The 12,816-nt window shown below is 74.3% G+C and carries 12 protein-coding genes; 2 read left to right on the forward strand and 10 right to left on the reverse strand.

Going from position 1 to position 12,816, the window contains the following annotated elements; all coding sequences use genetic code 11:
- Positions 1–7 precede the first annotated feature (7 nt).
- Genes ISO16_RS06980 through rfbD form a run of 3 tightly spaced genes read right to left on the reverse strand, consistent with a single transcriptional unit; the run spans position 8 to position 2,892 of the window.
- Entirely contained in the window at positions 8–1,093 is a 1,086-nt protein-coding gene (locus ISO16_RS06980; protein ID WP_006942634.1) for a sugar phosphate nucleotidyltransferase, read from the reverse strand.
- Positions 1,090–1,995 carry a glycosyltransferase family 2 protein gene (locus ISO16_RS06985; RefSeq protein WP_072635588.1) on the reverse strand — a complete coding sequence of 302 codons (906 nt, stop codon included), beginning with the start codon at positions 1,993–1,995 and terminating at the stop codon, positions 1,090–1,092. Before ISO16_RS06985 ends, ISO16_RS06980 begins: the two co-directional genes overlap by 4 nt.
- A gap of 36 nt (positions 1,996–2,031) precedes the next feature.
- The gene (rfbD, locus tag ISO16_RS06990) at positions 2,032–2,892 is read right to left on the reverse strand and encodes a dTDP-4-dehydrorhamnose reductase (RefSeq protein ID WP_029544624.1); all 861 of its coding nucleotides are present in this window, start codon (positions 2,890–2,892) and stop codon (positions 2,032–2,034) included.
- A gap of 156 nt (positions 2,893–3,048) precedes the next feature.
- On the opposite strand from rfbD, the gene ISO16_RS06995 reads away from it, so the two are divergent.
- Both ISO16_RS06995 and ISO16_RS07000 read left to right on the forward strand, forming a co-directional pair.
- On the forward strand, positions 3,049–4,584 hold the full coding sequence (locus ISO16_RS06995) for an LCP family protein (protein WP_081637050.1): 1,536 nt from the start codon (positions 3,049–3,051) through the stop codon (positions 4,582–4,584).
- A gap of 14 nt (positions 4,585–4,598) precedes the next feature.
- Positions 4,599–5,306: a TIGR03089 family protein gene (locus ISO16_RS07000; RefSeq protein WP_043801451.1), complete on the forward strand. Its 708-nt coding sequence runs from the start codon at positions 4,599–4,601 to the stop codon at positions 5,304–5,306.
- 12 nt (positions 5,307–5,318) lie between these two features.
- Here the strand turns inward: ISO16_RS07000 and ISO16_RS07005 are convergent, their stop codons facing one another.
- The 7 genes from ISO16_RS07005 to ISO16_RS07035 all read right to left on the reverse strand — a co-directional run bounded on the left by ISO16_RS07005 (position 5,319) and on the right by ISO16_RS07035 (position 12,717).
- Positions 5,319–5,705, reverse strand: a complete 387-nt coding sequence (locus ISO16_RS07005; RefSeq protein ID WP_376744860.1) for a hypothetical protein — start codon at positions 5,703–5,705, stop codon at positions 5,319–5,321.
- A gap of 10 nt (positions 5,706–5,715) precedes the next feature.
- Complete coding sequence (locus tag ISO16_RS07010; protein ID WP_072635589.1) at positions 5,716–8,184, reverse strand: FtsX-like permease family protein; 2,469 nt, start codon at positions 8,182–8,184, stop codon at positions 5,716–5,718.
- On the reverse strand, positions 8,184–8,948 hold the full coding sequence (locus ISO16_RS07015; RefSeq protein WP_072635590.1) for an ABC transporter ATP-binding protein: 765 nt from the start codon (positions 8,946–8,948) through the stop codon (positions 8,184–8,186). Before ISO16_RS07015 ends, ISO16_RS07010 begins: the two co-directional genes overlap by 1 nt.
- Positions 8,949–9,090: 142 nt before the next feature.
- The gene (locus ISO16_RS07020) at positions 9,091–9,813 is read right to left on the reverse strand and encodes a response regulator (RefSeq protein ID WP_072635591.1); all 723 of its coding nucleotides are present in this window, start codon (positions 9,811–9,813) and stop codon (positions 9,091–9,093) included.
- A gap of 13 nt (positions 9,814–9,826) precedes the next feature.
- Positions 9,827–11,008: a sensor histidine kinase gene (locus ISO16_RS07025; protein WP_072635592.1), complete on the reverse strand. Its 1,182-nt coding sequence runs from the start codon at positions 11,006–11,008 to the stop codon at positions 9,827–9,829.
- A 10-nt stretch (positions 11,009–11,018) separates the two neighbouring features.
- The gene (purE, locus tag ISO16_RS07030) at positions 11,019–11,522 is read right to left on the reverse strand and encodes a 5-(carboxyamino)imidazole ribonucleotide mutase (RefSeq protein ID WP_006939559.1); all 504 of its coding nucleotides are present in this window, start codon (positions 11,520–11,522) and stop codon (positions 11,019–11,021) included.
- Entirely contained in the window at positions 11,515–12,717 is a 1,203-nt protein-coding gene (locus ISO16_RS07035; RefSeq protein ID WP_202917709.1) for a 5-(carboxyamino)imidazole ribonucleotide synthase, read from the reverse strand. The genes purE and ISO16_RS07035 overlap by 8 nt, the downstream gene beginning before the upstream one ends.
- Positions 12,718–12,816: the final 99 nt, after the last annotated feature.

Consider the following 12,816-nt stretch of genomic DNA (forward strand, 5'->3'; position numbering starts at 1 on the left):
CCCGTGCTCACACGTCGGTGCTGAAACGGATCCCCCCGTCGGGGATCTGCACACCGGGCCAGACCCGGGCGCCGCGCAGCAGCTCGCAGCGCGCCCCGATGTCGGCGCCGTCGCCGATCACCCCGTCGCGGATCAGGGCGCGGGGACCGACCCGGACCCCGAATCCGATGATGGACCGCTCGATCACCGCACCGGCCTCCACCCTCGCGCCGTCGAAGATCACCGCGCCGTCCAGGCGTGCGCCGGCGCCGATCTCGGCGCCGCGGCCGACGACGGTGCCGCCGATCAGCAGGGCACCGGGCGCGACGGAGGCACCGGGGTGGACGAGGGATTCGCCGCGCTGCCCACCGAGCGCGGGCGACGGTGCGATGCCGCGCACCAGGTCTGCCGAGCCGCGCACGAAGTCCTCCGGCGTGCCCATGTCCCGCCAGTAGGCGGCGTCGACGTGCCCGTACACGCGCTTGCCCTCCGCCAGCAGGGACGGAAAGACCTCACGTTCCACGGAGACCGGACGACCCTCGGGGATCGACTCGATGATCTCGCGCTTGAAGACGTAACAGCCGGCGTTGATCTGGTCCGTCGGCGGATCCTGCGTCTTCTCCAGGAACGCGGTGACCCGGCCCTCCTCGTCGGTGGGCACGCACCCGAACGCGCGGGGGTCGCCCACGCGCACCAGGTGCAGCGTCACGTCGGCGTCGGTGCGCAGGTGCGTGTCGAGCACCGCACCGAGATCCGTGCCGCCGAGGACGTCACCGTTGAAGACCATGACGTTGTCGGCGCGCAGCCTGGGCAGCACGTTGCGGATGCCGCCGCCGGTGCCCAGCGGCTCCGCCTCGGTGACGTACTCGATCTCGAGACCCAGTTCCGAGCCGTCACCGAAGTAGTCCTCGAACACCTCCGCCTTGAAGGATGTTCCGAGCACCACGTGCTTGATGCCGGCCGCACGGATGCGCGTGAGCAGGTGCGTCAGGAACGGCACGCCGGCGGTGGGCAGCATCGGCTTCGGCGCGGACAGGGTCAGCGGCCGCAGCCGGGTCCCCTGCCCGCCCACCAGGATCACCGCATCGGTGTGCGGCGCAGCATCGTTCGTCATCGTGTCCCCTGTTCCGTGGTGGTGCCCGCCTCGGCCGCCCGCGCCCGTTCGCGCGCCGCCGCGGCCACCGACATCCTCGACCGGGCGGCGAGCCCGGCCCGCAGCGCCCACCGCAGCGGCGCCTGCCACGGATGCGGGTGCCGGTCCGCCTGGAACCGGTACGCGCTGTCGTGGTGGGCCGGCAGCATGAGTTCGGGATGCCGTCCTGCGGCGTGCCCCTTCGCGTGGGTGACCTCTGCCGAGGGCACGTACACGTTGAGCCAGCCCGCCCGGCCGAACCGGTCGCCGAGATCGACGTCCTCCATGTACATGAAGTAGCGCGAGTCGAAGCCGTCGACCGCGTCGAACGCCGCCCGCCGCACCAGCAGGCACGACCCGGACAGCCAGCCCACCGGGCGTTCGGACACGGTCTCGTTCTCCTGCCGGTACCGCTGCGTCCACGGGTTCTTCGGCCACACCGTGCCGAGCAGCGCGTGCCCGGCGCCGGAGACCAGCCCGGGCACCGAGCGCGCCGACGGATAGACGGTGCCGTCGGGTTCGTAGATCAGCGGGCCGAGGGACGCCGCGCGCGGCCAGCGACGCGCCGCCTCGAGCAGCCGGTCCAGCGACCCGGGTCCCCAGCGCACATCGGGATTGGCGACGACGACGAACTCCTCCGCCGGATCGACCTCCGCGACGGCCCGGTTGACGGCCCCGCCGTAGCCGATGTTGCCGCCGGTGTGCAGCAGCCGCACGTTCGGGTGCCGGGCCGCGGCGTCTTCGGGGGCGCCGTCGGTGGACCCGTTGTCCGCCAGGATCACCTGGGTGGGCAGGTTCGTCGCGCCGGTCAGCGAGGTCAGGAAGTGCTCCAGATGCTCACCGGGCGAGTAGGTCACCGTCACCACGGTCAGCTTCGAACTCACGCCGTCACCTTAGCCGCCGGGCGCGGTCCCGCCGAATCACGCCCTGGCCCGCAGAGCGCCGATCGCGGCGTGCAGCGCGGGCCGCCACGGCCGGAGCGGCGTCAGCCCGGCCGCGGCCCACGCGCTGCCGTCGAGGACGGAGTACGCCGGGCGGGGCGCGGGCCGCACGAACTCGTCGCTGCCGCAGGGCTGCACGCGGCCCGGGTCGGCACCCGCCTCGGCGAACACCGCACGGGCGAGGTCGAACCAGCTGGCCTGCCCGGAGTTTGTCGCGTGCAGGACCCCGCCGGGCACCGCACCGGCGCGGGTGGCGAGTTCGAGGAGGCCGTCGGCGAGATCGGCGGCGTAGGTGGGGCAGCCGACCTGATCGTCGACGACGCGCACGGTGTCGCGTTCGCGTTCGAGCCGCAGCATCGTCGCGACGAAGTCGTTGCCCTCGCCGGTGTAGAGCCACGCGGTGCGCACCACGTGGGCGGTCGGCAACCGGTCGAGCACCGCGCGCTCCCCCGCGAGCTTGGTCCGGCCGTAGACGGTGCGGGGCCCGGTCGGATCGCCGACCCGGTACGGGCGGTCCCCGTCGCCGGCGAACACGTAGTCGGTGGACACGTGGATCAGGTGCGCTCCGGCGGCGGCGCACGCGGCGGCCAGATGGGCCGGTCCCCACTCGTTGACCGCGGCGGCGTCCTCCACATGGGTCTCGGCCGCGTCGACGGCGGTGTAGGCGGCGCAGTTGAGCACGACGGCGCCCGGTTCGACGAGCGCGGCGACGGCATCCGGATCGGTGATGTCCGCCTCCTCCGCGCCGACGCCCCGGATCGGGAGGCCGGCCGCGGCGCCGCGGGTGAGCAGGTGACGGCCCAGCTGTCCGCGGGCTCCGGTGACGAGAACGGTCTGCACGGGCACGAGTCTGGCACGCCGGGGGCGGCTGTCACCCGGTAGCCGGCGCGGCTGTCACCCGGTACGAGCCGGGCACGCCGCGGCGGGTGCCACAAGGGCCGCGGTCTCGGCAGTAGCCTGGGTGCGACCGCCGACGCCCGACGAGAGGACCGCCAGGTGCCGCCAGAGCCGCCCACACGCCGAGTGCCGGCGCGCGACGCGGGGGGAGGATCGGGGGTCTTCCGCGGCCGCCCGCTGCGGATCGCCGTCAGCGTCGCCGCGGCGCTCACCCTGGTCGTCACCGGCGTCGCATGGCGCGGCATCGATTCGCTGCGCTCGTCGCTCGCCACGGTGGGCGGGCTCACCCTGGGCGACGGCCGGGACGGCGCCCTCGACATCCTCCTGGTGGGCACCGACAGCCGCACCGACGCGCACGGCAATCCGCTGTCCCAGCGCGAACTCGACGCGCTGCGGGCCGGCGAGGAAGTGGCCAACAACACCGACACGATCATCCTGGTCCGGGTGCCGCTCGACGGCACCTCGGCCACCGCCATCTCCATCCCACGCGACACCTACGTCGAGGTGCCCGACATCGGGATGTCGAAGATCAACGCCGCGTTCGGCGCCACCAAGGAGACCGAGCGGCTGCGGCTCGTCGAGGCCGGCGAGTCCGATGCGGCCGCCGAGAAGGCGGCCACGCAGGCGGGCCGGGAGGCACTGGTCGAGTCGGTCGCCGACCTGACCGGCGTCACCGTCGACCACTACGCCGAGGTCGGCCTGCTCGGGTTCGTGCTGCTCACCGATGCCGTCGGCGGCGTCGACGTGTGCCTGAACAACCCCGTCGACGAGCCGCTGTCCGGGGCGAACTTCCCCGCCGGCGAGCAGACCCTCGACGGCGCGGACGCCCTGAGCTTCGTCCGGCAGCGCCACGACCTGCCGCGCGGCGACCTGGACCGAATCGTGCGCCAGCAGGTGTTCATGGCCTCACTCGTACAGAAGGTGCTCAGCGCGAAGACGCTGAGCAACCCGTCCAAGCTGAACCAGCTCAGCGCGGCCGTGCAGAGGTCTGTGGTCCTGGACTCCGACTGGGACATCCTCGACCTGGCGACCCGGATGCAGGACCTCGCCGGCGGCGCCGTGCAGTTCTCCACGATCCCCGTCCAGGACCTCAACGCGATGACCGACTACGGCGAATCGGTGGTGCAGGTGGATCCGGAGGAGGTGCGCCGCTTCGTCGCCGACCTCGTCGATCCCGGCTCCGGCGACGACGGGTCGCAGCCGACGACGAGCGCGGCACCGGAGGTCGATGCCGGCACGATCACGGTGGACGTCGCCAACGCCGGTGGTGTCGGCGGCCTGGCCTCCCGCGTCGCGGCCGTGCTCGTCGGCGACGGCTTCGTCGAGGGCGGCGTCGGCAACCACACCGGCCGCGCGGTGGACGAGTCGACGGTCTTCGCCGCCGACCCCGAGTCCGACCAGGCGCGTGCCGTCGCGGAGGCGCTCGGCGGCCTGGCCACCGCCGCCGACCCGTCGCTCGACGCCGACACGGTGCGGGTGGTGCTCACCGCGGACTACGCGGGGCCGGGCACGGATGCGAACGTCACCTCCGTGGCCTCCGGATCGGATCTCGTGAGCGCCGGGGCCACCCCGACGTCCGTCCCGGCCGCCCCGCCGATCGACGCCGGCTCCGCCGGCCCCCGCTGCGTGAACTGAGGAACGAGGAAGCTGTGACCACCCTGACCGACACCCTGCTCGATCCGATCCTGGCCGCCGACCCGGCCGGCCCCCGCATCACGTGGTACGACGACGCGTCCGGCGCCCGGATCGAGCTGTCCGCGGTCACCCTGGCGAACTGGGCCGCCAAGACGGCGAACATGGTGCGCGACGAGTTCGGTCTGCTGCCCGGCGGCCGGGTGGCCGTCCTGCTCCCGGCTCACTGGCAGAGTGCCGCGGTCCTGCTCGGCGCATGGTGGGCCGGCGCCGAGGTGGTGCTCGAACCCGACGACGCGGACCTCGCGCTGGTCAGCGCGGACCGTCTCGACGATGTCGCGGACGTCGCCGAGGTCGCCGTCCTCTCGCTCGACGCGTTCGGCCGGCCCGTGCCGGACCTGCCGGTGGGGGTCACCGACTACGCGACGCACGTGCGGGTGCACGGTGACCAGTTCCGCTCCGCCGGGGACGGCGGACCGGTGCTCGACGGACGGACGGCCGGCGAAGTGATCGCGGCGGCCCGGGACGCGGCCGCGGCCGCCGGCATCACCGGCGCGGACCGGGTGCTGTCGAGCCGCGACTGGGGCACCCCGCAGGCGCTGATCGACGGCCTGCTCGCCGTCCTCGCCGTCGGCGCGTCGCTGGTGCAGGTGAGCAACCCGGATCCCGCCGCCACCGACCGACGGGTCGAGAGCGAGAAGGTCACCGCCCGGCTGAACGGCTGACGCGCGGCAGGCTCAGGCGACGTAGCCGCCGTCGGCGAGGCCGGCCTCGATCTCGAATCGGTTGCGGGCACCCGGGTGGCGTAGCTCCTCCCACACGTAGCGGACGGCGAATCCGGCCCCGTACCGCGCCCACTGATCGGCGTGGACCGCCTCGTGCCGCAGGATCCGGCGCGACGGTGGCCGGCCGGTGAGGAACACCCCGCCGATCGTCGTGCCCGAGCGGGCGTAGCCGCCGCGCATCCCGGTGCACACGTAGAGGCCGAACTCGTCGTCGAAGCCGACGCGGCCGCCCCATCCCCGAGCCCACAGCAGGGCCAGGGCCGTCACCGCCCGGGCCTGCGCGTCGCCCCGCGACGCGCGCGACCGTTGCAGGTCGGCACGCGCGTCGCGGGGGCTCACGGGCCCGAGCCTATCCGGCCGACAGTGCCTCCACCGGCGACACCGCCGCCGCGCGCCGCGCCGGAAGCAGCGCCGCGACCACACCGGCCACGCCGCCGGCGACGACGATCCCCAGCAGCTGCAGCCACGGCACCGACGGCAGGACGAGCTTGTCCACGCCGAACACCGACGCGGTCCCGGCGACACCGAGGATCAGTCCGAGCGCGACGCCGAGGCCCGAGGCCACCCCTGCCACGAGCAGCGCCTCCTGCACGAGCAGCGACCGGATGCCGCCGCGGCCGAGCCCGACGGCCCGCAGCAGTCCCGTTTCCCGGCGCCGCTCGAGCACCGACAGGGCCATGGTGTTGCCGACGCCGATCAGGGCGATGAGCACGGCGACCGACAGGAGGCCGCCCACCACGAGCAGCATCGTGTCGAGCACCTGCTCGATGGTGCGGCGCATCGCGACGGCGCCGCCGACCTCGCTGCCCGGGGCGGCCTCGGCCGCGGCGCTCGTGACGGCGCGCTGCGCGGCGGCGATCGCCGCGTCGTCGTCGATGTCGGCCAGCCGCAGCCACACCGCCTCGGTGCGCGTCGCCCCGGTCAGCGCGGGCAGGTCGGCGTCGTCGACGAGGGCCGGGGCGCCCTCGGTGCCGTCGACCACGGTGAGGGTCCGACGCCCCCGCTCTCCGGAGACGTCGAGCCGGGAACCCGCGGACACGCCGCGTCCGGCACGCTCGTCGGGCGACAGGGCGATCTCCCCCGGTCCCGGCAGCGTGATGTCGGTGCGCAGGGTGCGGCCGACGTCGACCCGATCCACGCCGAGCACGCGCAGGTCCACTCCGCCGACGGCGAGGGTGACCGCCTGCAGGTCCGCGGTCTCCGCGACCCCGTCGATCGTGTGCAGGCGTTCGCCGAGGCCCGCCGGAAGGCCCTCGTCGCCGGCGGCCGTGACGGTCACGTCGACGGGGAACTGGCCGTCGATGGCCGCGGGCGCGCTCGCCTTCACCGTGGCCACGCCCACGACGATCGTCGCGGTGAGGGTGACGCCGAGGATCAGCGCGGTTGCCGTGGCGGCGGTGCGGCGCGGATTGCGGCCGGCGTTGCCGGCGGCGAGCTCGCCCACGGGCCCGCCGATCCGCGCCAGGGCACGCCCCGCCCCCTGCACGACCGCCGGGACGATGCGCCGGGTCGCGGCGAGGAATCCGACGAATGCGAGCAGCCCGCCCGCACACGCGACGAGGACGTTGACTCCCAGGACGCCCGCGGTCAGCAGCAGGGCCCCGGCGACGAGGCCGACCGTCGCGACGATGCGGCGCAACCAGGACGACCGTGCCGGCTCCGGCGTGCTCTCCATCGGATGGAGCGCGGCCAGCGGCGCGACGCGGGTGGCGGCCCGTCCGGGACCGGTGGCGGCCAGGACCGTCACGACGATGCCGACGAGCAGGCCCACGACGACGGTGAGGGGCCCGACGGCGAGCGACCCGATGGGCAGCGGTGCGTCCCACGCCCGGGCCGCCGCGACCACCGCCGCGGCGAGCCCGATTCCGGCGAGGACGCCCGCAACCGAGGCCACGGCGCCGACGAGCAGCGCCTCGAGCAGGACACTGCGCCGTACCTGTGCGGCGGTGACCCCGACGCAGCGCATGAGGGCCAGTTCCCGGGTGCGGGCGGCGAGCACGACCGCGAAGGTGTTGGCGATCACGAGCGCGGACACCACGACGGCGATCGCACCGAACGCGAGCAGCACGTTGCGCAGCAGGTCGGCGTCGCCGAAGTAGCGCGCGGCCACTGCGGCGGACCGTTCGGCGCCGGTCCGGACGGTCCATCCGGGCAGCGCCTCGGACACCCGGTCGACGAGGTCGGCGGCGGTGACGGCGCCGTCCCCCGCCAGGCGCAGTTCCCACCCCGGTGCGCCGCCGGCCCATCGGTCGACCTGCGCTCCGGTCCCGAACACCGCCGCGTCCGCGGCCTGCGGGGTTCCGGCCAGATCGACCTGCCCGACCACCGTCACGGTCGCGGGCTCGCCGCCCTCGGCATCCGTCACGGTCAGGACCGTGCCGAGCGGCACACCGGTGGTCGAACCGACCGCGATCTCGGAATCGGCGGCGGGCCATCGGCCGTCGGCCAGCCGCTGCCAGCGCAGGGCCTCGTCGCCCCCGACGGAGGTGACGTCGGCGTACGAGGGCACACCCTCGGGACCGGTGTAGCGCACCGACGCGGTCAGGTCCACCGCGACGGCGCTCACGCCGGGCACCGCGGCCGCCCGGGCCGCGAGATCCTGCGGCCGCTCGACGGGCGCCGGCGGCGACTCGGGCGCGGTGACGACGGCGTCGGTGCCGCGGTACTGGGCCGCGAGCGAATCGGTCACCCCGGCGCGCACCGTGTCTCCGAGGACGAGAGTCGTCACGACGTAGGCGACCGCGACGAGGACGGCGAGAACCGAGGAGAGGTACCGGCCGGCGTGTGCCCGGGCCTGGGCGAGCGCCAGCCGCCGCATCAGCGCACCTCCTGGAGCGCGGCGGTGCCGAGGCGACGCATCGTGTCGAGGACGGTGTCGGGCGTGGGCGCGGCGATCTCGCCGGCGGGCCGGCCGTCCGCGAGCAGCACGACGCGGTCGGCGTAGGACGCGGCCACCGGGTCGTGGGTGACCATGACGACGGTCTGACCGGTCTCGCGCACGCTCGCCCGCAGCAGGCCGAGCACCTCCGCCCCGGAGCGGGAGTCGAGGTTCCCGGTCGGTTCGTCGGCGAAGACCACATCGGGCTGGGGCAGCAGGGCCCGCGCGACGGCGACCCGCTGCTGCTGGCCGCCGGACAGTTCGTGCGGCAGGTGCCGCAGCCGCCCGTCGAGGCCGAGGCGCGTGACGACGTGGTCGCGCCATTCGTCGCTCGGTCGCCGCCCGGCCAGCCGCATCGGCAGCAGCATGTTCTCCTCGGCCGTGAGCACGGGCAGCAGGTTGAACGCCTGGAAGACGAATCCGATGCGGTCGCGCCGTAGTCCGGTCAGCCGCCGGTCCCCTGCCCCGCTGATCTCGTCGTCCCCCAGGAAGATCCGCCCCGAGGTCGCGGTGTCCAACCCGGCGAGACAGTGCATGAGGGTGGACTTCCCGGATCCCGACGGCCCCATGATCGCCGTGAAGGCTCCCTTCTCGAAGGCCACGCTCACCCCGTCGAGCGCACGCACCTCGGCGTCGCCCCGGCCGTACACCTTCACCAGCTCTTCCGCACGCACGGCGGCGGTTCCCACCTCGTTGTCGTCCATGCCGTCGACGCTAGGAACCGCGCCGCACCGGCACATCGGAGCGCGGACGGATCTTCCGGCCGCCGCGGGTCCTACCGTGGTATGACCGGCCGCGACCACGACGGGCGGACGGCCGGAGCCGCGCAGCCGTGCGCCCGCAGGTTCACGGTCCGTCCGCCGCGCCGAGCAGATCCTCCGGCCGGACCAGTCCCGCACGGAACGCGAACAGCACCGCCTGCACGCGGTCCCGCGACGCTGTCTTCGAAAGCACCCTCCCCACATGCGTTTTCACGGTGGCTTCCGACAGCACGAAGCGTTCGGCGAGTTCGGCGTTGGTGAGGCCGTGCGCCATCGCGACGAGCACCTCGAGCTCACGCGGGGTCAACTCCGGCGGAACCCGCACGGCCGGACGACGATCGGGCGCGCCGTCGCCCCCGAGCAGCGGACCGACGTGCCGCAGCAGCCGGCGGGTGGCGCGGGGCGCGATCACCGCGTCGCCGCGGTGCACCGTGCGGACCGCGGCGAGCAGATCCTCCGGCGGCGCGTCCTTGAGCAGGAACCCGCTCGCGCCCGCGCCGAGCGCGGAGACGACGTACTCCTCGGTGTCGAAGGTGGTGAGCATCACCACCTTCGGCGCGTGCGGGCGGGTGAGCAGCCGGCGGGTGGTCTCGATCCCGTCCAGGCCGGGCATCTGCACGTCCATCAGCACCACGTCCGTCTCGGCCCGTGCGAGCGCGTCGAGGGCGGCGTGCCCGTCCGCCGCCTCGGCGACCACCGTCAGGTCCGGTTGCGAGTCGAGCACCATCCGGAAGCCGGCCCGCACGAGGTGCTGATCGTCGACGAGACCGACCCGGACGGGTCTCGGCTCCGGGCCCGACTCCGGCACGGTCTCTCTCCTCTCAGTGGTACGGAAGCAGCGCATGGACACGGTAGCCGCCGCCCGGCGCCGGACCGGCGGACACGGCGCCGCCGTGCAGCCGGGCGCGTTCCGCCATGCCGATCAGTCCCTGCCCGCCCGGGCGGGGCTCGACGAGGGCCGCCGCGCCGCGACCGTTGTCGACGATCTCCACCTCCACGCGTTCGGGCAGCCACGCGAGGCGGACACGGGCGTGGGCGCGGGGGCCGGCGTGCCGCAGCACGTTGGTCAGCGCCTCCTGCGCGATGCGGTACACGGTCAGGCCCGTGCCCGCGGACAGGTCGCGCCGCGGACCGGTGACCGTGAACTCGACGTCGAGCCCGCCGCCCCGCAGATCGGCGATCAGCTCGTCGAGGTCGTCCGGCCCGGGTGCGACGCGGAACTCGCGGGGTCCGTCCTCGCGCAGAACTGCCAGCAGCGAGCGCATGTCGCTCAACGCGCGCCGGCCGGTGTCGGCGATGGCCGTCAGCGCGGACACGGCCTCCTCGGGGTGCTGCGGGGCGGCGTACCGGCCACCGTCGGCCTGGGCGATCACGACGGTCAGCGAATGCGCGACGATGTCGTGCATCTCCCGGGCGATGCGGGTGCGCTCGCCGAGCGCGGCGAGCTCGGTCTCCTTCTCCCGTTCGAGTTCGAGAAGGCGGTTGCGCTCGCTGAGGTTCGCCATCTCCTCCAGGCGCAGATTCCGGATACGCCCGAACGCCCATGCCCCGGCGAGGAATACGACCACGAACACCGCGGACACGGCCATGCCGAGGGCGGAGCGGTCTTCGATGTTCCCGAGGTAGCGGATGCCCGCGAGGGCACCGCCGGCGACCGCCGCGGCGAGGCCGAGGGTGCTCGCCCACCGCGGGCCGTAGGCGGCGAGGGCGTAGACCGCCGCCGGGGCGGCCACCGGGGCGACGGGGCTGACCGTCGGCACGGTCGCCAGGTGCACGAACGCGGCGGCGGCGACCACGGCCGTGGCCGGCACCACCCGGGTGCGCCGCCACGCCAGCGGCACGCTCAGGACGAGCACGAGGACCGCGTCCCACCAGCCGGGCTCGGAGGTGGCGACGACGAGCAACCCGAAGGCGGTCAGCAGAGCGGCCAGGACCGCGTCGATGGCGCCGGTGTGGGTGCCGCTCCACCGGTACCACCGCTCGAGGCGAGTGGGGGCGGGCACGGCGCGGCCGTCAGCCCAGCAGCTTCCGCCGCAACGCGTCGTCCTTCTCGAGCACCATCTGCTCGAGGCCCGCCTGGAACTGCTCCATCCGGCCCCGCAGCGCGGGGTCGGCCGCGCCGAGGATACGGGCGGCGAGCAGGCCGGCGTTGCGGGCGCCGCCGATGGAGACGGTCGCGACAGGCACCCCGGCAGGCATCTGCACGATCGACAGCAGCGAGTCCATGCCGTCGAGGTACTTCAGGGGGACGGGCACGCCGATCACCGGGAGCGGGGTCGCGGAGGCGACCATGCCCGGAAGGTGGGCGGCACCGCCGGCGCCGGCGATGATCACCTTGATGCCGCGTCCGGCGGCGTCGCGGGCGTAGTCGAGCATGCGCTGCGGGGTGCGGTGGGCCGAGACGACCCCCACCTCGAAGCGGATGCCGAACTCGACGAGCGCCTCGGCGGCGGCCTCCATCGTCGGCCAGTCCGAGTCGCTGCCCATGATCAGGCCGACCTGTGCTCCGTCAGTCACCGTGAGAATCCCATCCGTCGGTCCACACTCCGTGCGAGAGCCAGTGCGCCGCGCGTTCCGCGCGTTCGCGCACCGCCGCCACGTACTGCGGGTCGTCGATCGACCCGGACGCGTCCCCGAGCACGTTGACGTGCCCGATCTTGCGGTCCTTGCGCTCGCCCTTGCCGTAGAGGTGCACACGCACGTCGGGCATCCGGGCGAACAGGTGGTGCAGCCGCTCGTCCATGCTCATCGCGGGCGCCTCGGGGGCGCCGAGGACGTTCGCCATCACCGTCACCGGGGCGATCGGTGACGTGTCGCCGAGCGGGTAGTCCAGCACCGCGCGCAGGTGCTGCTCGAACTGCCCGGTGCGGGCGCCGTCCATGCCCCAGTGCCCGGAGTTGTGCGGCCGCATCGCGAGCTCGTTGACGATCAGCTCGCCGGTCTCGGTCTCGAACAGTTCGACCGCCATGACTCCGACCACACCGAGCTCGGCGGCGATGCGCAGGGCCAGCTGCTCGGCGCCGGCCTCGATGTCGGCCCGCAGGTTCGGGGCGGGCGCGATGACGACGGCGCACTGCCCGTTCAACTGCACGGTCTCGACCACGGGCCAGCTCGCGCCCTGCCCGAACGGCGAGCGCGCGACCATCGCGGACAGCTCCCGCCGCCACGAGACCTTCTCCTCGGCGATGAGCGGCACCCCGGCCGCGAGCTGCTCGGCGACGATCCGCTGCGCCTCGTCCACGTCGTCGGTGATCCACACACCGCGACCGTCGTAGCCGCCGCGCGCCGACTTGATCACGACGGGCCACCCGTGCTCGTCGCCGAACGCGGTGAGGTCGTCGACCGAGGTGAGCTCGGTGAACGGCGGCACCGGGGCACCGAGCTCCGCGAGGCGCCGGCGCATCGCGAGCTTGTCCTGCGCGTAGATCAGGGCCTGCGGCGGCGGCTGCACGCTGACGCCCTCACGCTGGAGCACCTCGAGATGCTCGGTGGGCACGTGCTCGTGGTCGAAGGTCAAGGCGTGGACGCCGGTCGCGGCACTGCGCAACGCGTCGAGATCGGTGTGGCTGCCGAGCACCACGTCGGGGCTGACCCGCGCGGCCGGATCGTCCGGGCTCGCGGCCAGCACCCGCAGGGTCTGGCCGAGCGCGATCGCGGCCTGGTGGGTCATCCGGGCGAGCTGGCCGCCGCCGACCATCGCGACGACCGGCATACCGGTGGGCAGCGTGCGGGGAGGGTGCGAAGGGGCGTCGCCGGCCGCGGAGGCGGGAGTCGCGGCGGCCGAGTCCGGGGGTGTAGCGGTCACGGCTCA

Origin of the sequence: Rhodococcus sp. M8, from assembly GCF_015654185.1 — a bacterium.
Taxonomy (GTDB): Bacteria; Actinomycetota; Actinomycetes; order Mycobacteriales; family Mycobacteriaceae; genus Rhodococcus; species Rhodococcus aetherivorans.